The sequence below is a fragment of the Pediococcus inopinatus genome (genome assembly GCF_002982135.1).
Classification (GTDB): Bacteria; Bacillota; Bacilli; order Lactobacillales; family Lactobacillaceae; genus Pediococcus; species Pediococcus inopinatus.
This window is the reverse complement of record NZ_CP019981.1, coordinates 151852-172533: the sequence shown is the minus strand read 5'-3', so window position 1 is coordinate 172533 and position 20682 is coordinate 151852. Positions and strand designations below refer to the sequence as shown.

Here is a 20682-nt window from a genome sequence, read left to right as displayed (position 1 = left end):
GACGGCCGTCGAAACTAAGCGAGGCTATCAATTCCCTTTTTTAATAGTTATTTATTAATGCATCATTTAGTCACATAAGCATTCTTCAGGTAAGTTCCACCATCAGTTGTTGAAACGGCATTTTTTACCTTTGGATTGTGCAAATAGGTTGATGCTCCCTGATCGATAACCGCAACTCCTTGTTGTTTCATCAAAACTTTTTCAGCTTTCACATAATCGTCATATCGCGCTTGTGAATCGTTGGCGTCAGTTGTAATCGCAGCTTTCATGTACTTATCAAACGTCTTATTACTAAACGAGCCAAAATTATAAGGATTTCCGGTTTGTTCCAATTGAAGGACATCCATCAAATCAACAAAATCCGGACTCCAACCAGTCAATGCCATATCAAATCCCGTATGACTGGACATCTTAGTAATAGCTGATTTCTTTGGCAAGGTGCTTACTTTTACATCTGCGCCATTAAGAGTTTGGTTAATCTCACTTTGCATGTATTCAGCAACTTGCGAATTAGTTCCCTCATCCCAACACATTAATTGAATGGTTAGTTTTGTTTTGCCAAGCTGTTTCATCCCTTTTGCCCAGTATTTTTTAGCAAGCTTCTTGTTTTGGGTCGTGGTATTAGCAACTTCAGCATCGGTTGCAAAATCAGTCCCCGTCTTTGGATTTTCAGTAAGCTTAGACGGCACAAATCCTTTTGGTGCAATTGACCCATCTGCTAATACCTTGCTAGTTACTTGTTCACGATTTAAGACTAGTGACAGTGCACGACGGATATTAATATTTTGCATAGCTTGATTTTTAAAATTATAAACTGCGTAGGTCATCGAATTAGCTAATGAAGAATAAAAATCTTTATTGCTTTTCTCTTGAGTAGCTTGTTCACCAGACAATGAAATATCATCAAGCTTTTTCACTTGGTATAGATTCAGTGCTGTACTTGAGTTTTGAACCACCTGCATGTTAACCGTTGATAAGTGAACCACTTTTTTATCCCAATACTTAGTATTTTTCTTCATCTTCCAAGTTAAGTTAGACCCAGTCCAACCTTCTTGAACAAACGGACCGTTGTAAACAGTTTTGGCGCTAGTTGTCCCATAAGATTTTCCGTATTTTTCAACCACTTTTTTATCCTGTGGGAAGAACGCAGGGAGCGCCGTCATTTGTTTCAAATAAGGAGCTGGTTTTGATAATGTCACTTTAAAAGTTGTTTTATTAACTGCCTTAACTCCGAGTGTCTTAGCACTCTTCTTATCGTTCATAATGGCATTTGCGTTTTTAATTGGGGCAAACAAAAAGGCGTTTGGAGCCTTGGTGTCTGGGTCAACAGTCCGTTGCCAGCCATAAACAAAGTTTTGAGCAGTAACCGGATCTCCGTTACTCCATTTCATCCCTTTATGTAATGTAAATGTATAGGTTAATCCATCTTTACTAACTTTGGTTTTAGTAGCTGCTTCAGCCACTAATTTACCATTCTTATTTGGATGATAAAGACCTTCATTGGTATTATTCAATTGCAAAAGTGACGCCGAGTCGTCCGCTAATGAGGGATCCATCGTTTCGACCTCAGTATTAGCCATTAAATTGTAACTTTGCTTCGTCGCGTACTTATGCGTCCCTGCACTAGCACCCTTACTTCCACAACCCGCCAGCAACATTGCTGCTGCTACAAAAAATACTGATACTTTCCATTTTCGATCCATACACAACACCCCTTAAATTTGGATAAAAAAATGCCCGCTACACTTCATTTACGAAGCACAGCGAGCAACCCAATTATCCTTTTATGGTAATACTAAAAAGCTATTAGCCAAGGATTGAAGTCACATTACTGTGCACTTTAATTAATAAGCTAATAATGACTAAAATACTTAAAACAGCTTTAACAAAATGTGTCATGTGACTTCACCCCTTTCAACTTGATGTTCCTTATTATAGAATTATAAAATTAGAAGTCAACAAGTTTTTTAATTATTTTTTAACGTTTCACAAGACCGCGGAAAAATTCTGCTTCATCATGATTTGCCTCAGCTGCAATCGCATCTCGCTGGTTCAGCTGAAAGACGTGCTCTCTTGGATCTTGTTCGGTACCGTAAATTTTAAATTGATGGGCCAGCTTGTGATCCAACAAAAATTGATCCAGCCGGACCCCCTCATCACGTAAGAAATCATTGGTGGCTGTCATAACGTAAACCGGTGGGAATGCGGTGGTTATAAACTCCGCCGTATTTAATTCTCGATCATAGTGTTTCATTACTCCCGGCGTGTAGTATGCTGCCATTAAACTATCTGCAGTGACTGCTCCCGAACGTTTAATAAAGTAGAAGCCACTGTTAAGACCGCCCCCTCTAATCGTCAATTTAGGACGCTCACCTAATTTCAAAGCTTGGCGATAATCTGGATTGGTATAAGCTGTTAAATACTGCTCAGCTAAAGTTCCTCCAGCGCTATCACCCACAATAAACACATTGTTCAGGTCCAATCGATATTTTTTATCATGTTCCACAAGCCATTTCAAAACTAAATCAGTGTCTTGTAACGCCCCCGGAAAAGGTGTTTTTGGCGCTAATCGATAGTTAAAGTTCACCACGCCAAATCCAGCTTGGGCCCAGCCTAAACAATAATGCTGATACAATTCTTTTGAACCGTAGACATTTCCGCCACCATGAATATTAATAATCGTGGGCACTGTTTTAGCTGTATCTTTGGGCGTATAAATGTCCAACAAATTTTCACTTTCTGCTGGTCCGTAACTCAAATTATCAAACCGCGTCACATCTGAAAATGTCGTCGGTAACCCAGCATCACGTTTTTCATCAGACGCTCGCCAAAGATCAGTGGTCTGTTTAATTGCGGCCAGCACTTTTTGATTTGCAATTGTCATTTCAAAACTCCCTTTCATAACTAAACGCCTTTATTTTAGCACTCATAATAAGCGCTTTCATAATTTTATTTTAAAAAAGCACAGCCCTAATAGCTGTACCAGTCACCACTTAAAATTTAATTTCATAACAGAATTCTAGCTTTTTATAGTAGTCCAACTCAATGAAGTCGGTTGGCCGAACGTCTCCAGCTGGTTTATCAAAATAATCAACGTGTGCCAATTTCAGCATTTGATAAACAAACTGCGAACAAAACATAATGTTAGGTCGCAATGAATGTTTGGTCACTAACCCCAATAGATTATAGGCACTACCGGTTGAGTTAATCTCTTTAATTTTATCGATAATGATCTGTTTTTGGGCCCGTGTGACAGCCAACTGATAAATCAAAACTGAGGCATCGTCTTTTTTATGAAAAGCTTCAACCATCTCAGCATTTAAACCTGGCGGATACACTTTTTCCCCACCGTTATAGCTGACAATCGTTTTTAAATCAGCGTCAAAACTAAGTGAAGCATGATTATATTGTTTTTGGGTAAACAGAGAAATAATTTCACTGGCGCTACTTCCTGTATTGGAAATAACCAAGTAAATATATGGATCAGCTAACGTTTGATTAGCCAACTCAAAATATTCATCGGTCAACGAGCCATTATTAATATACCTGGTGGAACTATGGCGGTGCAGGTCTTCAAACGTTTCTTTCAAATTATCACTTGCGAGGGTGCGCCTAACCTTGTTAAACCCTTGCAGGGACTCTTTGATGGTAGATTTGTTGTTCCGTAACTGTTCAAAACTAATGGTCGCCATTTCTTTGACAGACGGTAAATAAAAATCAGTCCGTTTGCGAATAATAATATTCCGTTCGACCGCCAAAGGAAGCAAAATAAACGCTGCGGCAACCACCCGGCTCAAAATTTCTGTAAACACATCGTTATTGAAGGCGCCAATGGTATTCGCAGCAAAAATACATTGCAAGATCGCCAATACAAAATAGGTAAATATCATTGGCACCTTAACCTTTTTGGCTAATTGCATCTGCGTCGTTCTGAGAATCATAAACGTTGCCACCGTCAAATAAGTAATCACAAATAAGGGCACGTTGCCAAACAACGTTACGCCGATGAAGAATATCCACAGTGCCGTGTTGATTACTTTTCGATCTGAAATGAGATCTTTCATTTGATTAAGCTCCTAAAATTTAGTTTTCGAGCGTTTTAAACTTATCATTCGGGTATTTTGATGTCAACATCATTTTTCATATAAAAGGATTATCTGTTGTTCGCCAGTGATAATGTCTTAACTAATTGGTCAGCAAAAATGTCTCGCAAATATGTTTCACCTCCGGCAAAATAGTTAATGGAGGTGGACAACATGAGAAAGGTTGTTTTAACAGTGAAAGAAGACCACAAATATCAAGTAATTCAGCAAGTAGTTAATGAACGAAAGAATCGTTGTCGAGCTAGTATTGAATTAAATCTATCATTACGACAAATTGATCGATTAATAATCAAATATCGAACTAAGGGTAAATCTAGCTTTGTGCATGGCAATACTGGCAAAAAGCCACAGAATAAGATCTCAACCAAACAAATCAATCGAATTATTAAGCTGTATGAAACTGATTACCAAGGCTTCAATATTTCCCATTTCTATGAGTTTTTATTAAGTAGAGAAGGTATTCAAGTTTCTGAATCAACTTTACGACGAATACTTAGAACCCATCGGGTTCTGTCACCCAAAGCTCATCACAATACCAAAAGACAAATACGCAAAGAATTAAAGCTCAAGGAACAACGGCAGGCTTTGTCTAAACGTGACGAAAAGACCTTACAAGTTGTTGAACCAGTGGAAGCAATAAAGGCTCATCCGTCACGCGCTAGGAAAAAATTTGCCGGTGAACTTATTCAGATGGATGCCTCGGTTGAGCTCTGGTTCGGCAATACAAAGACTTATCTACATGCCGCGATTGATGATTATAGTGGTGCGATTGTTGGCGCCTACTTTGATACCGAAGAAACGTTAAACGCTTATTATCAAGTTATGGCTCAAATATTGACTTCTTTTGGAATCCCGTATGAGATTTTAACAGACCGAAGAACGGTTTTTAACTCAAACAAAAAAGCAGATTCTCCAACGAAGGAAAACCCACTCACTCAATTCGGTTATGCGTGTAAGTCACTGGGAACCAAACTCTCAGTGACTAGCATACCGCAAACCAAAGGCAGAATTGAACGCCTTTTTGAAACACTACAAAGCCGACTTTTAAATGAACTTAAACTAGCAAATACAACGACAATTGAGCAAGCTAACGACTTCCTCAACCCATTTGTAAAAGAATTCAATCAAAAGTTTGCTTTACCTATTAAAATTAACACGAGTGGCTTTGACAAACAACTTACATCTTCAGAAATTGATCAGATTTTAATCACAACTCGAGAGCGCTCAATTTCATCTGGTCACACTGTCAAATTAAATAATCAGGAATATCAATTATTTGAATCAGATAAGCTAGTTTGTTTAAAACCACGAACTAAGGTCTTAATCGTTAAAACTTTAACTGGTAAGCTTTACGCTACTACAGATGCAGATCAAATATTTGATTTACATCCGCTTGCAGATCATGACTTAGTTTCGCCAGCTTTCGAGGTTATTATTGAAAAACCATCTAATATGGCCCCAAAGAACAAGAAGCCCAAGGCTTCTATGAACCACCCATGGAGGAGAGCCAATTATCGCGACTATTTGCGTACAATTGGGTATTCCGAAAAAGGAGCAAATCATATGGCATATGAGATTTAAATTTGACAAGGATGTTCAATGATTATTGAGACATTTTTCCTTACCGATTGACACATCATTTTTCATATAAAAGGATTATCACAATCTTGAATTGATCATTGTAATCCAGTGACCACCTGCAAAGTTGCTGAGAAATAATTTTTCTTCTCAATTGATTTAGGCAACTGTTTAGCTGTTTTCTTTTTCAAACTGGTTTGTTTAAGGGTTCTAGCAGCCATATTAACAGGGGCGGTAAAGGCTGTATTTGCATAATTATTAACCGCCTTACCACTCATCGTATAAACAGCCGTAATTTTCTTTCGTTTGTTAAAGAAAGCCAACTGCTTTTTTAACACCCGCTTCGTGGTGCCATCTTTAGTAATCAAGTAAGTTTGCGCCAATCGCCACGGCACCCGACATGCATTGTACCCATATTGGTTATCACGGCCGCTTTCAATCTGATAGGGCTTAACTGCTGATAGCTTAATAGTTTTCCCTGTTGCTTTAATAAAGTCTGGAAATAGACCTGATTTATTGCGTGCACTCAATTTTACGATTGCTTTTTGACTCTGGCTGGCCACTTTGGTCCAAGTACGATCCTTAGTGTACTTGGCAAATGTTTTGAAATAGCCCGTCATCAAATCCGACGTGCGCAATTTACTTTGGTCATAACTGCTAGTCGCCCAATTACCCATCTTGGGTAGATAAGTCGTCTTGTTAATTTCGCGTTTCTTAATCGCTGCTAGAAGCGCCTTAGCAGCAGCTTTGTAATTTGTTTTTTTGCTTCCCCATTTTTTATCAGCCAAAATCAAAGAATAAGCAATATCCAAATCACCGTCAGTGGCACTGTTCTTCTCAGAACCGACGCTGGTTAGTCTCCCGCGACGGCTTGTTTGTTCCCAGCTCATTAACGGATTCTTACTAGAAATTCGATGTGCATGATAATAGCTATACAATTGATTAAACGTAGTATGCGTGTTAGCTCCTTTTTTGGCGGCCAACACTGTCGCCAGCATTCCATAGCCTTGGCCTTCAGAGATGACCTTCGTAGCTCCCTGGCTGTTATTGGACTTTACGTACTTTTTCGACCCACCCGCAACATAGGCTTTCTTCCATTGATTATATAAAGTAACTGACTGGTTCGTTTTGGCCTGTACAGGAGCTGTCGGCTGCATATTTGTGAATCCAACTACAATTCCTGCCACAATCGCGATTCCTAAAATTCCCCAAAGTAATGTTTTCCGCTTCAATTTTTTCAAACTCCCCTTCGAATAAATCTGTTACCTTTATTATAGCGATAAATATTTGAAATAGCTGATCTTTTCCGCTGATTCTATCGCATATCACTATAATTTTCGAAAAGTAACTAAAAAGGCCCATTCATCTACGAATGGGCCTTCAACGATTTTGATCTTCTAATAAAATTGTTGGGGTCGGTCAAAATAGAAACCCTGACCGTACTCGATATCTAGTTGTTGAGCTATCACCAAATCTTCGCCTGTTTCGATTCCCTCCAAAACAAACTTTTTGTCCAAATAGTTAGCCACTTGATTCCAGAAAGCCAATTTATTATAGGCCACACTGATTTCCGGCTCAAAGTTTTGAAGCGCAAACTTCAGTTCTACGACATAAGGTAATAACGGCTTTAAAGTATCGAAACTATTGACACCTGAACCAACGTCATCGAGACATAGCAGAAGACCTTTATCTGTAAGATACATTGCAGAAGTTAACAATTCAACATTCATAATGGTTTTCGCATTATCCCGCTCTGTCAATTCTACAATCAAAGTATAATCTGGCATCTGCTTGTGGATGGCAATTAAAGCATCCAACATAGCGTGATCCACAAACTGGTCATGATCTAAGTTAATCATGATTCGTGAGTTAGAAGGCAAATGCAGCAACGCGTCAGTCACAATCTCTGAAAAAGCCTGTGGTGTCAGCATATTAAAATCAATTGGCGCCAGCCACCGATAGCCATCCTGTTTCCGCATCAGCAATTCATAGCTATCCACTTTCTCATTATCGAGATCAAAACAAGTTTGTCGAAATAAACGGTAATTTTCAATTTTCAAAATTTCCACTTCCTTTAGTTATCTTCTTTTTTCTTTAGTCGTAATCCAAATAGGCTTAAAGTTGCAGATAATAATGCTACACCTAAGACAGATAGGCTTGAATTTTTATTATCACCAGTTTGTGGTAAAATCCCAGCTCGCTTAACTTCACTAACTGCTGCTTTCTTGGCCTGAGACTCTTTATGAAGAACTAAATTATTAGTCTTAACTGGTTCTTGCTTTGATTGAGTCTTTGCCCCTGTTTGTTCAACAGTATTTGAAGTCTCACCAGTTGCTCCTGGTAATTCTGTAGATGGTTGCTCTGGGGTCTTATCACCGCCATTGTCGCCTGAATTACCAGCTGGGGCTTTTGCTGTATAAGTTACCTTTGCTTCAATATTATTAGAATCCCCGCTAACTGTTTGTGCAGCATAAACCGCTTGACTCACAGTATATCCAGCAATGGTTGGTGATGTCACAGCATCAAATGTGTTATCTCCATTAACTGCTTTCCAATCACCGTATGAAACAACTTGGCCAGTTACTTCATCAATGGTGACGGTGCGATTAAATGACACGGAATCCGTATGATCTTCAGCAGCTTTTGAACCATCTGCATAAACGTAATGGATCGTTTCATTCACCGTTTGATTCATTTCGTCAGTGTAATCCGCATTAGTTGGTCCATCGGGATTATCAGGATCAACCGGATCAGGACCAGGGTTACTTGGATCAACCGTAAGAATCTTATGTGTCAAATGCACGGTTAAATTATCACTATCATCAGCTGTAATTGTGTAATCCATTGAACTATTTTGTCCATCAGCTAATGTATAACCTGCTGAAATATTGACCTTGTAACTGCCGCTCGCACCAATTTCTCCAGAAATTGTATCAGTTTTAACTGTCGAATCATCAGTATCATCAATATACTTAATAGTTAAATCTTCATTTTCAATCGCTGTCTTGCTATACGTAATTGTACCGACAATATTGCCATGATCAGCTGTAACATTATTTACTGCTTTATATGTGGCTTGACTTGGTGTGTAGCCAACAATTACTGGTGATTCCACTGCCGCAAAATCATCACCATCAACTGCTGTCCAGTCACCATAACTGGTTACCTCACCCGTAACGCTATCCGTCGTAACCGTCCGTGTAAAGTCTAAACTAGCCGTTGCTGGATCATGAGCCCGTGTGCCATCGGCATACACATAATTAATTGTTTCATTTACTCTTTGATGCGTATTATCATAGTTCACATCATCCGGATCTGTTGGTGTAGTTGTGACGGTTTTATGCTTAAAAGTAACCGTGTAGCTCTGATCAGTCTTGCCATCGGTATCAAATACAATGCCACCTGCCGGTACCGTATCACTAACTAGTTCATAACCTTGTCCTTCTAATGCCGCAATTTCATCAGCTGTACTGTAATCGCTAGTTGTATTGCTATCCCCATTAATCGGATCAGTCTTAAGTGTGTCGCCTGTTGTTTCATCAACGTATTTAATGTTTGCTTTTTGATTATCTACTGAATAAGTTACTTTCTCAGTAAGATCGTCCGCTGCCGCGTCCACATCGTTTACCGCAGCGACGCTGCTAACATCTGGTGTGTAACCGACAATTACCGGTGATTCCACTGCCGCAAAGTCATCACCATCAACTGCTGTCCAGTCACCATAACTGGTTACCTCACCCGTAACGCTATCCGTCGTAACCGTCCGTGTAAAGTCTAAACTAGCCGTCGCTGGATCATGAGCCTGTATGCCATCGGCATACACATAATTAATTGTTTCATTTACGCTTTGATGCGTATTATCATAGTTCACATCATCTGGATCTGTTGGTGTAGTTGTGCCGGTTTTATGCTTAAAAGTAACCGTGTAGCTCTGATCAGTCTTGCCATCGGTATCGAATACAATGCCACCTGCCGGTACCGTATCACTAACTAGTTCATAACCTTGTCCTTCTAATGCCGCAATTTCATCAGCTGTACTGTAATCGCTAGTTGTATTGCTATCCCCATTAATCGGATCAGTCTTAAGTGTGTCGCCTGTTGTTTCATCAACGTATTTAATGTTTGCTTTTTGATTATCTACTGAATAAGTTACTTTCTCAGTAAGATCGTCCGCTGCCGCGTCCACATCGTTTACCGCAGCGACGCTGCTAACATCTGGTGTGTAACCGACAATTACCGGTGATTCCACTGCCGCAAAGTCATCACCATCAACTGCTGTCCAGTCACCATAACTGGTTACCTCACCCGTAACGCTATCCGTCGTAACCGTCCGTGTAAAGTCTAAACTAGCCGTCGCTGGATCATGAGCCTGTGTGCCATCGGCATACACATAATTAATTATTTCATTTACGCTTTGATGCGTATCACCATAGTTCACATCATCCGGATCTGTTGGTGTAGTTACGACGGTTTTATGAACTAAGTGAATCACAATATTATCACTGTCATCAGCCATTAGCGTTACTGTTTTGTCTGCAGCAGTTTCTCCTGAGGCCAATTCATAATTAGCTGGAACAGTAATATTATCAAACGTAACCGAATCGCCCGCAAAGCCACTTTGTGTAACTGAATCACCCACAGGTTCTTCTTTATTGTCATCATCAACGTAAGTCAAAGTAACATTGACAGTGGCATCATAAACAACATAAATCACTTTATTCGTCAGACTATAAGGGCCTGTATATTCTGCCTGACTTTCATCATCCAATCGGTATGCTTCTCCATTACTATCAGTCAAATTTTTGGCTGCAGTATAGTCATAATTTGTTGCCGTTTGACCAACACTATTGCCATCCGCCCAACCTGCTAGAGTTGTTGAAGCTGGAACTGAATTACCGTCTGAATCTGTTGTAGCTCCAATAAGGTTACCATCCTGATCCGCATTCACAAATTGAACAGTATTTTGACCTGCCACCGCGACACTCGTTGGCTTTGTTTCAGCAGTTAAATTACTAATCGGAGTCGCAAAACTATTACTGCTTGAATAAACAGTTATTTCAAATGGTGTTACATAGTTAGGATCAATTGGAATTCCATTGACTTGAATACCAGCACTAATAAAGGATCCATTAATGGCATTGTTGCCAGTCAAAGCAGTAACTGCTTTTTCATCTGCTCCTTCATCAGCAGTCCAGGGATTATCATTGACACTATCAGTAACCCAGTCAGCAGTTGTCTTTACTGCATTGTCAGTGCCAAACTGACCAAAATTAACTGCTGCATACCAATTTCCATCAGCATCCTGGTAAGTTGTATACCCGCCGACTGGCAAAACATTTTCAACGTCCGCAATTGCTGTATCACTTGGAATTGTGTAAAATTTTAAGCCATCAAAACTTCCATTGGTGTAATGTCCATTATTAGCAATACCGCTAGCATCCGGCATAATACCTTGCATTCCAGTTGTGCCACCATTTTCATATATTTGGGGGGATGAAACACTTTGTAAATTTGGATTGGCCGCAAACCTCCATACATAAACCAGGTCCTGGTCTGGATAAGAAGTATCCGTTGTTATTGTGCCATCTGATCCTAGTAAGTCTTTATATGGAGTTGTACTACCAAATTGAACGCCTGAATATACATAACCGGTCGTACCATTTGTATATGAATTTTCAGTAAAACCTCCACCATTATCCACAACTGCTGCTGGTATAACTGGTTCATAGTTAATTGTTATTGTTTGACCTAAATAAGTTTCAGAAATTTTCAGACTACTGTCGTCAATATTTTTAGTCGTATTTGAACTTATATTTGTGGGGAACTTGATACTAATTGAGTGGTCTACAGCATCATTATAAGTATCATCCAACGTAATCACAGAGCCTGATAGCGTTCCAATTCCTGTTAGAGTTGCTGAACTTAGATTCATTGATGCACTACCGGTTAATTGACCCGTAATTGAAAGATTTCCCAAATTGATTGTATCTCCGGCCTTTAACCCCGAATTAGCCTTAATTGTTATTAATCCATCCGTTGGGACAGAAAATTGGTAATAATCCATTGTGCTATTATCAGCAGATGACCAATTTAGACTGTTTAATATAATTTCACCGCTATTTATTAAATTAGCTGCCGAGTAACTTGTCGCAGTATCAGCATCCTTAGCACTTAAGGTCACTGGAAATTCAATATCCATATTTTCAAGAATGGCTTTTACAGCTGTTGGATCATCTCCAGCTGATAGATCAATATGAAGAATACCATTATTCTCTGTAACTAAAGTTCCTGTAGGTAATTGGTCTTGCAAATTTTCAATTTCTGTACTCGAAATACTTTTGTTCGAACTCAGACTTTCGGTACTGCTCATGGATCCACCTGTATCATGAGAAGTGACAGTACTTTCAGAATTAGTTTGAGCAACACTCGCACCTGTCTGGTTAGTACTTGATGAACTAACCTCACTTACAGCAGAACTGTTAGTTTTATCACCGCTGTTATTCAGATTTGCCGCACTACTTACGGGAGAGTTTTGCGAAACAGCCATAGAACTAGAATTACTTTGTGAAACAGCAACATTTTTTGAAGCCACGCTGTTTGTATTAGTAGCACTAGAATTGCCAGCTGAGGCGATAGAACTGCTTGCACTTGCATTACTTGTAGCTAAACTGAAATTAGCTGCTGAACTCAAAGCTTTAGCAGTGGAAGCAGATGAACCGTTAACTTGTTCTGTAGCCACAGTAGAGGCAGCAGTAGTATCTGCTTTGATACTTGGTAAATCGAAGAAAGTAGCGGCTCCAAAAACTAGAACCGTTACTCCGGAAAATAACCAGGTTCGCCCCACTTTGTACATTTTGAAATGTTCTTTTAGCCGACCACTATCATGTAATAACTTTAAACGCTTATTTTTTCGCTGATTGTCAATCATAATCTTTCCTCCGTTTTTTATAAACCCATATGTAAAATTCAATACATGTAAACGATTAAATAATAGCACTTTTTCACCAAAAAAACATTAAAAATAGGGCAAATGCAAAGATATATTTTGGTGTTTTACGTATAATCAAACGATTGCACATCAATAATTTAGTGGCTAAAGTTTATATTTGCTAAATCTAGAGCCTTTCCGTTTAAATAATAGGCAAAAAAAGCACTACAAAACTTTTCGAATTATAAATATAGCTAACTTAAACGTCTAATTTTATCTAACCTCATTCTACAAAGTAGGATATAATAATAAAAAAAGAAAGGTTCGATCTCATGCACATAATCCTTAAACAAGAGCTGAGCTATGCATTTTATTTTGCTGTCGCTAATTTTTTAGCTGTTGTGTATCTAGATCTAGACACAGAAAAAATCCTCCATGATAATCAGATGAATTATATTATTTCATCTGACAAGCACAACAGGATTATCGCACTTTCATGACGTTTAAAATTTATACTTTTTGATAAATGTCTGTTCTTGCTGGTTAAACTGGATTTGAGAAACAAGCGCCGCCGTACTCACAACCAAAATTAGAAGCGTTACACCTAATACAGTTAGTTTATGATGTGCTTTCATTTTTATTCTCCATAGGGGTTGTCCTGATAACGTTTGGCATCTGTCAGTTTTCCATCATGAATGGTTAACAGACAGTCATCCAAATTATCGTTTTCTTTACCCTTGGTTGTAAACCAGACTTCCACCACATATTTTCCGTCTGGCAAATGAGTCAAATCCAGCTTTTTCAATTGGGTGAACATCTGGTTGTACATCACATTAATTTGATTTGCACCTTTTTTTGATTGGCTATCGTGCGCCATTGGATATTGCATATCCACATGCAACCACATGATATTTTGTGCCATAAAACGCTGTACCGGGAAATTATAGAAACCATTGAAAGCCTGGGCCGTTTTAGAAGCACTACGCCGATTTTTTGTAATTTGATTGGTGAGAGTTTCTCGTGCGCTCGCATTTTTCTTTCCTGAAGGCAGGAATGCATAGTTACGTTCCAACTCACCGCCAACTTCTCCGGTAACTTTTTTGTAGGACAATCCATGCACTTTGGTTGCCAACTGTTTGAACACACGCTGTGTCCTCGCAACAACCTTTTTAGCTTTGGGCTGTTTGCCAAGCGGCTTGCTGGACAAAAATCGCGATGTCTTGTGAAAAATCGGATTTCCCATCATAATACATCGTGGTGTCATACTTTTTCCCATCTTCGTACTTATCAAAACCCGCTTCATCTGAAATACTTACTTTGCGACCATTGACCTTTTCTGTATATTTATATTTTAAATCTAAATATGTATACATTTCATACCCAGTATGGGTCGCTTTTACTGCAGTGATCTTTCCGGGATAGTTATGAGTATGATAATCACGCGTTAAACGATTCACCGCATTAGTCACCTCTATATGCTTTGGTGAACATGCCGTCAAAAGCGCACCGATTGATATTCCGAGAATGCCTAACACCAAAAGTGCTTTTTTCATCACTTACCCCTCAAATGTCCGACTCTTGTCCATTTGCACCCGTTTATTTTGAATGATCGTGATCACTGAAAGAATTGGCATAATAATAAATGGCACTAATAAAAACACAAAAATGCTGGCACTTGCCGATAAAACACCTACACCAACGCCCATTCCCATCAATACAATCCACCCGATTCGTTCAGCTACGAAAAGGCCGTAAGTTACAATCAACGTAATAAGAATAATTTTGCGTATTTTCACATTTCGGAAACCTGAATAAAGGAGGATAAATGTAATTGCTTGCACAATCAGGCTAAATACACCGATCAAAATAGGCGCTGCCAACGCATAAAACCACATTCCGTTATCACTGTTATCCGTCCCACTATTCAACCAAGTATGCGCCGCTACATAAAATAACGTTTCGGATGCAATCACCAAAATGTACGGCATCAAGCAGCCAAACCATAATAGAAGCTGGTTAAACTGCTTAATTGACCCACCGTTGGTAACTGTCGAACGCACCTTAAAGCTTCGCCAAGCAAACACAAGTGTGACGACTGCCAAAATCGCCCAGCTATGAATTGTGACGTCTTTTGCTGAAATTTGAATAACTTTATACCACCGATATGGATTCGCTCGAAAGTCCACGGCCGCAGAAACCTGAGCTGCCAACCACAGAGCAATCGTTGCAATTAGACCAATGATGGTGAGCGTATAGTTCAAACCAAATTTTTTCATTTTATTCCTCCAAATATGTGCAGCTAATTAACTACCTTTTAAAAGATCGTATGTTGGATAGAAATTAAATAAGTCGCTTAAAGTCGTTTTGGCTTTCTTTTGAGTTACCAACCTGATCCTGTAAATAACCTCACCATCTCCATACTCTTCCAACTGAGCAATATAAATGTGGCCCTTAACATGCTTCAAATGACTAATCTTAAATCCAGATTCACCATCAAAATCAGTCATCGTAATTGTATTTCCTTGACTACTCCAATATCCTGGATAATCCGTCTCATTCCCATAGTTAAACCGTTCGCTATTTAAAAGACGGATAGTTTCGTTTTTACTGTCATGATATAAACCAGAGCCATTTTGTGAAACTAGGTTTAAATAAGTCACTTTGAACTGACGGCCTTTGATCACGTTGTAAATAACGGGGCTATCGAAATTATAGGCATCAAAATTGTTAAGATAGTACGTATTGAAACGGCCAACGCACATAATAAGGATGGTCGTAAACCAAATGAAAAAGATAATTAGGGCAATCACTGTCACTTTTTTCATGGGAATTAGGAATCCTTTGCTGGTTTGAAGTTAGTATCATTTAGAAATGGCTGTAAAAATAAATAAAAAGCCCTTGATGATATTATTATGCAATTCTTAAATGTATTTAATACGAATTTCTCTCAATTTTATCAAATAATTTCTTCTAGTACAATCACTTTTAACATTAGCTAAACATTACTTTAAAAAAAATGGGATAAAGATACTCATTTTCATTGAAAAATTAGTTGACGACAGCCAAAATTTCTGTATACTTATATTAATAATTGAACCATAAGGAGGAACCGAAAATGCTTGTTTGGAAAGGTAAAGGTCTGTTAGTTCTAGTCGCAGGTTTTCTCGGAATCTTCGTTGGGGCAATGTTTGAAAGCTTAAATCTACCAAACGCACTGCAATCTAGTTTAATGTGGCTTGTTGCAGGAACCGTATCTGCTGGAGTAAATTACCTATTTTGTCGCTTCTTTATTTCCACCGAAAAAAGGATCTACATTGATGAACAAACGGGACAGCGTGTCGAAGTCATAGACAATTCCTCTCTCTTTTTCATCCGCAACCGTATTTGGACATACATATTTGGCATCCTTTTTGGGGTGCTTGGCGTCTTAGGACTCGGAAGCTACGTCATCTCACTGTTTTAAACATTTAGATAGCTAAACAAAAAATGGCCGCATTTCAGTCTCAATCCGAAATGTAGCCATTTTTAACAACTTGCTTAAAAAGGAAGATTCACTCATATGGAAAATTCGGATAAAAAAACCAATCCCATCTATACTGTCATTGGTGTCATTGTGATCAACCTTGTCATGTTTTGGGGTGCCTGGTATTTGTTTACACCGCATATAACTAACCAACTTCCAGCTAACCAAACCATTTCTAAAATCACGGTTCATCAAACGCAAACCGGATTAGTCGAAAGTTACACCGCCTACTATAAATCTGACGACGGTTCACTGGAACACACACCAATCAACAAAGCTGTTTATCGTTTATGGGACAAAAATAATGGTAGTTTGAGTACCAATATTGCCAATCGCCATCGACAGTCTCATGATGTCATGCTAACTTGGTTGGCTGCTATTTTAGTGGCCGCCATTTTTCTGGAAATTTGTATGCTTTTGGACTCCTTATTCTGGCCAAATAAAAAAAGCCCTAAATGGTTCTCGGCAATTTCATTTAGCCCCCTTTTGATTGCGATCGCTGGGCTTCTCTTAACGACCGGCATCATTCCGACCACAAAAAGTTTAGCCACCCGCTATACTGGTACATCAGTAACGGGTTATATTGCCAAACGAAACCTCGAATTTGAGGGTGGAAAAAATATCCGTTATCACTATTTTTTAACTATTCAATATCATTCCAAACAAGCGCAGTTAAACACTATTAAACACGAGTTTAGTGATGCCATCTATCATAAATATCCCACCGGCCATTCCGTAACTATGCGTGTAATGCGTGATCATAGCGGTGGTGTTGTCCTGACCCACATTCCTTTTTGGACATCATTTCGGACTATCGTTTGGGGAATGCCTGGCTTAATCACCTTTATGACGTTGTTTTTATTGATTTACTATGTGACTCGGCGCTGGTATCGACGACGCCTTGCAGCATTTGAAAATAAGCCTAAAATTGTCCATGGTGGTTATGTGACTAAACGAAAAAAAATAAGTAAGGCAATTAGTTATCTATTCAAATAAGAAATAAAACTCTTTCATAGCCTAATTGCACCTAAACTTAATAACTTGAATTAACTGAACCACTAAATTCTTTTTTGTATAACCTGTGTAATGGTTATACACCCTTTGGCTTGTCCGCTTGATATGACTTTTTCTTTCAGACACTTTGCATTGACGTACGACGTTAAGTACGTTATTATGTAAATGTGTTTAGAAAAGTAACATTATACAAGGGGGAATTTACTATGCAAGACATTTACACTCCAACAAAAGCACGCCAAAATCTATATAATATCTTAAAAGACGTTAATAAAAATAGTCGGCCTATTACAATTGTACGTGCCAATGGTGATGAAAGTACTTCTGCTGTTATTGTTAGTAAAAGTGACTGGGAGGCGCAACAGGAAACTATGGCACTTCTTTCTAACGGCCAACTACAATTCTCACTTGCACACGAAAAGGACCAGACAGAAGATATCGATGACATGTTAGCCGATATTAATAAAGAAGTTGATTCGGAAAAAACAAATGACTGAATGGAAAGTTAGAGCAGTCAAGTCAGCACGATCTGACTTAAAGAAAGCTCAAAACAGTTATTTACGTGATTCTTTAAGAGACATTATTGAAACTTTAAAACAAAACCCATACGACCCAGTTCAATACTTTGAGAAACTTACACCACCTGGTCAAGGTAAATATTCGCGCAGATTAAATGGACAACATCGCGTAGTTTATTCAATTGACAAGAATAATCATATTGTCACAATCTTATCTGCTTGGTCCCACTACGAATAAATTAATAAGGATACTAAAAAATGACTATGAACTAATAATTGAGGTTCATAGTCATTTTTGATTATCCTAATCAAAAAAGAAGGCAGAAAAAATGGTTACACGTGAAGAAATAATTAACTATGTAACTGAAAAGTACGATATTCAACCTGAATATCCATTTAAAAAATTCCCCACCTATTGTGTCTTCAAAAACAAACGTAATAACAAGTGGTTTGGCTTAATGATGCTTATTCCACAGAACAAATTGTACGGTGAGCAGCAAACTGAAATTGGGGTTATCGACTTCAAAGTAAATCCTGAACTGGGTGCAATTTTAAAAAGCAGTAAATCTTACTACCCTGCCTATCACATGAATAAAGAGCACTGGATTACAGCCGACCTCACTGCAATTGACGATCCCGATCAATTATTTGGGCTACTCGATGATAGTTTTGAATTAACTCAATAATCTGATAAAGTGAACGGCAACCAGATTAGGACGATCACCATATTTTTCTAAGCTCACAAAATTTCGTAATCAATCATCGCTGTACCCTAACAGACTAAAAATCGTTTATAATGAAGCTAAACAACTCTGGCTTAGGAGGTACGCTTTGACTTATGAACCGAAGAAATCTTTATCTTAATAAACACGGAAAAAAATCACGCATTAAGATCATATTTTGGATAGCGGTTGCGCTGCTGTTTATCGCGACCACGACCTTCGTGTATATTCGGCATGCCCAAATGGAGCCCCCTGCCAATAACCTGACTCCTAGTGCTGCGAGCTCACGGAAAGAAAAACGTGCGGAATCGGCCTCGATCGCTAAATTTAAATCAAGCCTTAGTGCGAAAGACCGATCTAACGCGCAATCCTCGTCAATTTTTCGGGCCCGCAATTCAATTAGTAAGGCCAAAGAATCTCTCGCACGAGAAAAGGCTTCTAACAATAAAGTCGCCGCTTCTTTAAAACGTGAGCAGGCCAGAGTTGCCAGAGACGCCAAACAAAATTCGACTAATGCCGAAAAAGTTTCTAGTGAATCTGAATCAATCAAGGCAACTTCTAGTTCACAAACTAAAGCTAGTTCAAGTAGCAAAGCAAGCAGCAGTTCCAGTCAATCCAAAAGTTCCGCTAGTAACGCTAGTTCTAGTGATTAATAAAAAATATAAACAAACAAAAATCTCTTTCCTTAAATGAAGTGAACCCCCAAGATTGGACAGATAAAATCTAATCTTGGGGGTTCTTTTATGGTTAAATTTAATTTTGATTTCAAAGTGAAAGTAGTAACTGAATATTTAGGTGGTCTGCCCGTTAATTCATTAGCACACAAATACAGGATTGGTAGTAGTGCCACAGTTTTAAATTGGATTCAAAGATATGAGAAATTTGGCCTTAACGGTCTTAAACGCAAAGCAATGGATTTAGAATATGCTAGCCAGTTCAAAGTCGATGTATTAAACTGGAGAAAACAAAATCAGGCCTCGCTTCCAGTAACTGCCTTACATTTTAATTTATCCTCGCCGAGTACCATTTGGCAATGGGAAAGTCGGTTTAAGGCATTAGGAATTGTGGGTCTAGAGCGAAAGCGAGGCAACGCCAAGAACATGGTAAAACACAAGAATAAAAGTCGCAAACCCATTGTCGAAAAGGACAATTCCACAGCCAAAGAGGATTTAAAACAGCTTCAAAAAGAAAATGAAATGTTAAAGATTGAGAACACCTACCTAAAAAAATTAGAGGCCTTAACTCGGAAAAAATCAGTACAAAAGAAATCTCAGAAATAGCCATCGAGTTAAGGCAACTATTCCAAACTTCTATCAAACTGATTCTTAAAGTAATCCAAATTCCACGCAGTACCTATTACTACACTCAGAGTCATGAGAGACGTAAATTTGATGATGACCAGATTATTCAAGCAATAGACGAGATTCGCCAAAAAGATCCAAAATACACCAAAAAATACGGCTATCGAAGACTTACAAATGCATTACATGATTTAGGATTTAAAGTTAATCATAAACGCGTTTTGCGAATTATGCAGGAACACGGGTGGTTGTGTCATGCCTTTAATCGACAAACCAAAAAATATAATTCATATAAAGGTTTAGTGGGTAAAATCGCCGCTAATCGCTTAAAGCGACGCTTCAAAACCGATAGACCTTATCAAAAGCTCGTCGCAGACGTTAGTGAATTCAGACATGGAAACATGGGAATGAACGAACGAGTTTACCTCGAACCAGTTCTTGATTTGTTTTCTGGAGAAATTCTAGCATTCAATATTAGTGAACATCCAACAGTTAAATTCGCAATTAAACCGCTTAAAGAGGCTTTAGAAAAGCTACCAAAACTAAATTACCGGACAACAGTCCATACTGACCAAGGCTTTCAGTATCAACATCGACACTGGCAGCAGGTTTTAAAGCAACATCACGCTTATCAAAGCATGTCACGTAAAGCAACTTGTCTTGATAATGCGGCGATGGAGTCATTCTTTCACATTATGAAAGCTGAAATGATGGATGAACATTTTGAAGATAAAGCTAGCTTAATCCAAGCAATGACCGAATGGATAGGTTTTTATAATAATCGTCGAATTAAAACAAAATTGAACGGCAAGTCCCCGGTAAAATAACGAGAACTCGCCGTTCAGAGAGCAGCATAAATATTTGTCCAATTTTATGGGTTCACTTCAGCATTATTACTACACTCCAAAACTTTTTATAATTTCTTTTAAGATTTGTGACATAAAACCGTTTATAATTTTTTACCAAAGATCTTAATTAGAAAATGATCGCGAATT

At 38.5% G+C, this 20682-nt stretch carries 20 protein-coding genes; 9 read left to right on the top strand and 11 right to left on the bottom strand.

Annotated features, from left to right (window positions below):
* Positions 1-62: 62 nt before the first annotated feature.
* The 3 genes from PI20285_RS00835 to PI20285_RS00825 all read right to left on the bottom strand — a co-directional run bounded on the left by PI20285_RS00835 (position 63) and on the right by PI20285_RS00825 (position 4064).
* Positions 63-1703 carry a peptide ABC transporter substrate-binding protein gene (locus PI20285_RS00835; protein ID WP_057773354.1) on the bottom strand — a complete coding sequence of 547 codons (1641 nt, stop codon included), beginning with the start codon at positions 1701-1703 and terminating at the stop codon, positions 63-65.
* Positions 1704-1978: 275 nt separating this feature from the next.
* Positions 1979-2884: an alpha/beta hydrolase gene (locus tag PI20285_RS00830; protein ID WP_082623260.1), complete on the bottom strand. Its 906-nt coding sequence runs from the start codon at positions 2882-2884 to the stop codon at positions 1979-1981.
* 109 nt (positions 2885-2993) lie between these two features.
* On the bottom strand, positions 2994-4064 hold the full coding sequence (locus PI20285_RS00825) for a hypothetical protein (RefSeq protein WP_057773352.1): 1071 nt from the start codon (positions 4062-4064) through the stop codon (positions 2994-2996).
* A gap of 192 nt (positions 4065-4256) precedes the next feature.
* Here PI20285_RS00825 and PI20285_RS00820 point away from each other — a divergent pair, with 192 nt between their 5' ends.
* Positions 4257-5684: an ISNCY family transposase gene (locus tag PI20285_RS00820; protein ID WP_057775614.1), complete on the top strand. Its 1428-nt coding sequence runs from the start codon at positions 4257-4259 to the stop codon at positions 5682-5684.
* Positions 5685-5779: 95 nt separating this feature from the next.
* Here PI20285_RS00820 and PI20285_RS00815 read toward each other — a convergent pair whose 3' ends face one another.
* The 8 genes from PI20285_RS00815 to PI20285_RS00785 form a co-directional block, all read right to left on the bottom strand.
* On the bottom strand, positions 5780-6913 hold the full coding sequence (locus PI20285_RS00815; protein WP_057775549.1) for a family 8 glycosyl hydrolase: 1134 nt from the start codon (positions 6911-6913) through the stop codon (positions 5780-5782).
* A gap of 165 nt (positions 6914-7078) precedes the next feature.
* Positions 7079-7741, bottom strand: coding sequence for an EAL domain-containing protein (locus PI20285_RS00810; RefSeq protein ID WP_231908615.1), 663 nt, complete (start codon positions 7739-7741; stop codon positions 7079-7081).
* A gap of 14 nt (positions 7742-7755) precedes the next feature.
* A complete protein-coding gene (locus PI20285_RS00805) occupies positions 7756-12609 on the bottom strand; it encodes a mucin-binding protein (RefSeq protein ID WP_105782162.1) in 4854 nt (1617 codons plus the stop codon).
* Positions 12610-13112: 503 nt separating this feature from the next.
* Positions 13113-13244, bottom strand: coding sequence for a hypothetical protein (locus PI20285_RS11985; protein ID WP_269084011.1), 132 nt, complete (start codon positions 13242-13244; stop codon positions 13113-13115).
* A gap of 2 nt (positions 13245-13246) precedes the next feature.
* Entirely contained in the window at positions 13247-13753 is a 507-nt protein-coding gene (locus tag PI20285_RS00800; protein ID WP_057775310.1) for a hypothetical protein, read from the bottom strand.
* A 25-nt stretch (positions 13754-13778) separates the two neighbouring features.
* Positions 13779-14162, bottom strand: a complete 384-nt coding sequence (locus PI20285_RS00795) for a hypothetical protein (RefSeq protein WP_057775308.1) — start codon at positions 14160-14162, stop codon at positions 13779-13781.
* A gap of 3 nt (positions 14163-14165) precedes the next feature.
* Positions 14166-14885, bottom strand: coding sequence for a hypothetical protein (locus PI20285_RS00790; RefSeq protein WP_057775306.1), 720 nt, complete (start codon positions 14883-14885; stop codon positions 14166-14168).
* 27 nt (positions 14886-14912) lie between these two features.
* The gene (locus PI20285_RS00785; protein ID WP_057775305.1) at positions 14913-15434 is read right to left on the bottom strand and encodes a hypothetical protein; all 522 of its coding nucleotides are present in this window, start codon (positions 15432-15434) and stop codon (positions 14913-14915) included.
* 290 nt (positions 15435-15724) lie between these two features.
* Here PI20285_RS00785 and PI20285_RS00780 point away from each other — a divergent pair, with 290 nt between their 5' ends.
* The 8 genes from PI20285_RS00780 to PI20285_RS00745 all read left to right on the top strand — a co-directional run bounded on the left by PI20285_RS00780 (position 15725) and on the right by PI20285_RS00745 (position 20514).
* Positions 15725-16072, top strand: coding sequence for a hypothetical protein (locus tag PI20285_RS00780; protein ID WP_057775303.1), 348 nt, complete (start codon positions 15725-15727; stop codon positions 16070-16072).
* 96 nt (positions 16073-16168) lie between these two features.
* The gene (locus tag PI20285_RS00775) at positions 16169-17128 is read left to right on the top strand and encodes a hypothetical protein (protein ID WP_057775301.1); all 960 of its coding nucleotides are present in this window, start codon (positions 16169-16171) and stop codon (positions 17126-17128) included.
* Positions 17129-17352: 224 nt separating this feature from the next.
* Entirely contained in the window at positions 17353-17643 is a 291-nt protein-coding gene (locus PI20285_RS00770; protein ID WP_057775299.1) for a type II toxin-antitoxin system Phd/YefM family antitoxin, read from the top strand.
* The gene (locus tag PI20285_RS00765; protein ID WP_057775298.1) at positions 17636-17902 is read left to right on the top strand and encodes a Txe/YoeB family addiction module toxin; all 267 of its coding nucleotides are present in this window, start codon (positions 17636-17638) and stop codon (positions 17900-17902) included. Before PI20285_RS00770 ends, PI20285_RS00765 begins: the two co-directional genes overlap by 8 nt.
* A gap of 91 nt (positions 17903-17993) precedes the next feature.
* Entirely contained in the window at positions 17994-18350 is a 357-nt protein-coding gene (locus PI20285_RS00760; RefSeq protein WP_057775296.1) for an MmcQ/YjbR family DNA-binding protein, read from the top strand.
* A gap of 152 nt (positions 18351-18502) precedes the next feature.
* Positions 18503-19039, top strand: a complete 537-nt coding sequence (locus tag PI20285_RS00755) for a hypothetical protein (protein WP_057775294.1) — start codon at positions 18503-18505, stop codon at positions 19037-19039.
* Positions 19040-19129: 90 nt separating this feature from the next.
* Complete coding sequence (locus PI20285_RS00750) at positions 19130-19666, top strand: helix-turn-helix domain-containing protein (RefSeq protein WP_105782161.1); 537 nt, start codon at positions 19130-19132, stop codon at positions 19664-19666.
* Entirely contained in the window at positions 19615-20514 is a 900-nt protein-coding gene (locus PI20285_RS00745; RefSeq protein WP_105782160.1) for an IS3 family transposase, read from the top strand. Before PI20285_RS00750 ends, PI20285_RS00745 begins: the two co-directional genes overlap by 52 nt.
* Positions 20515-20682 lie beyond the last annotated feature (168 nt).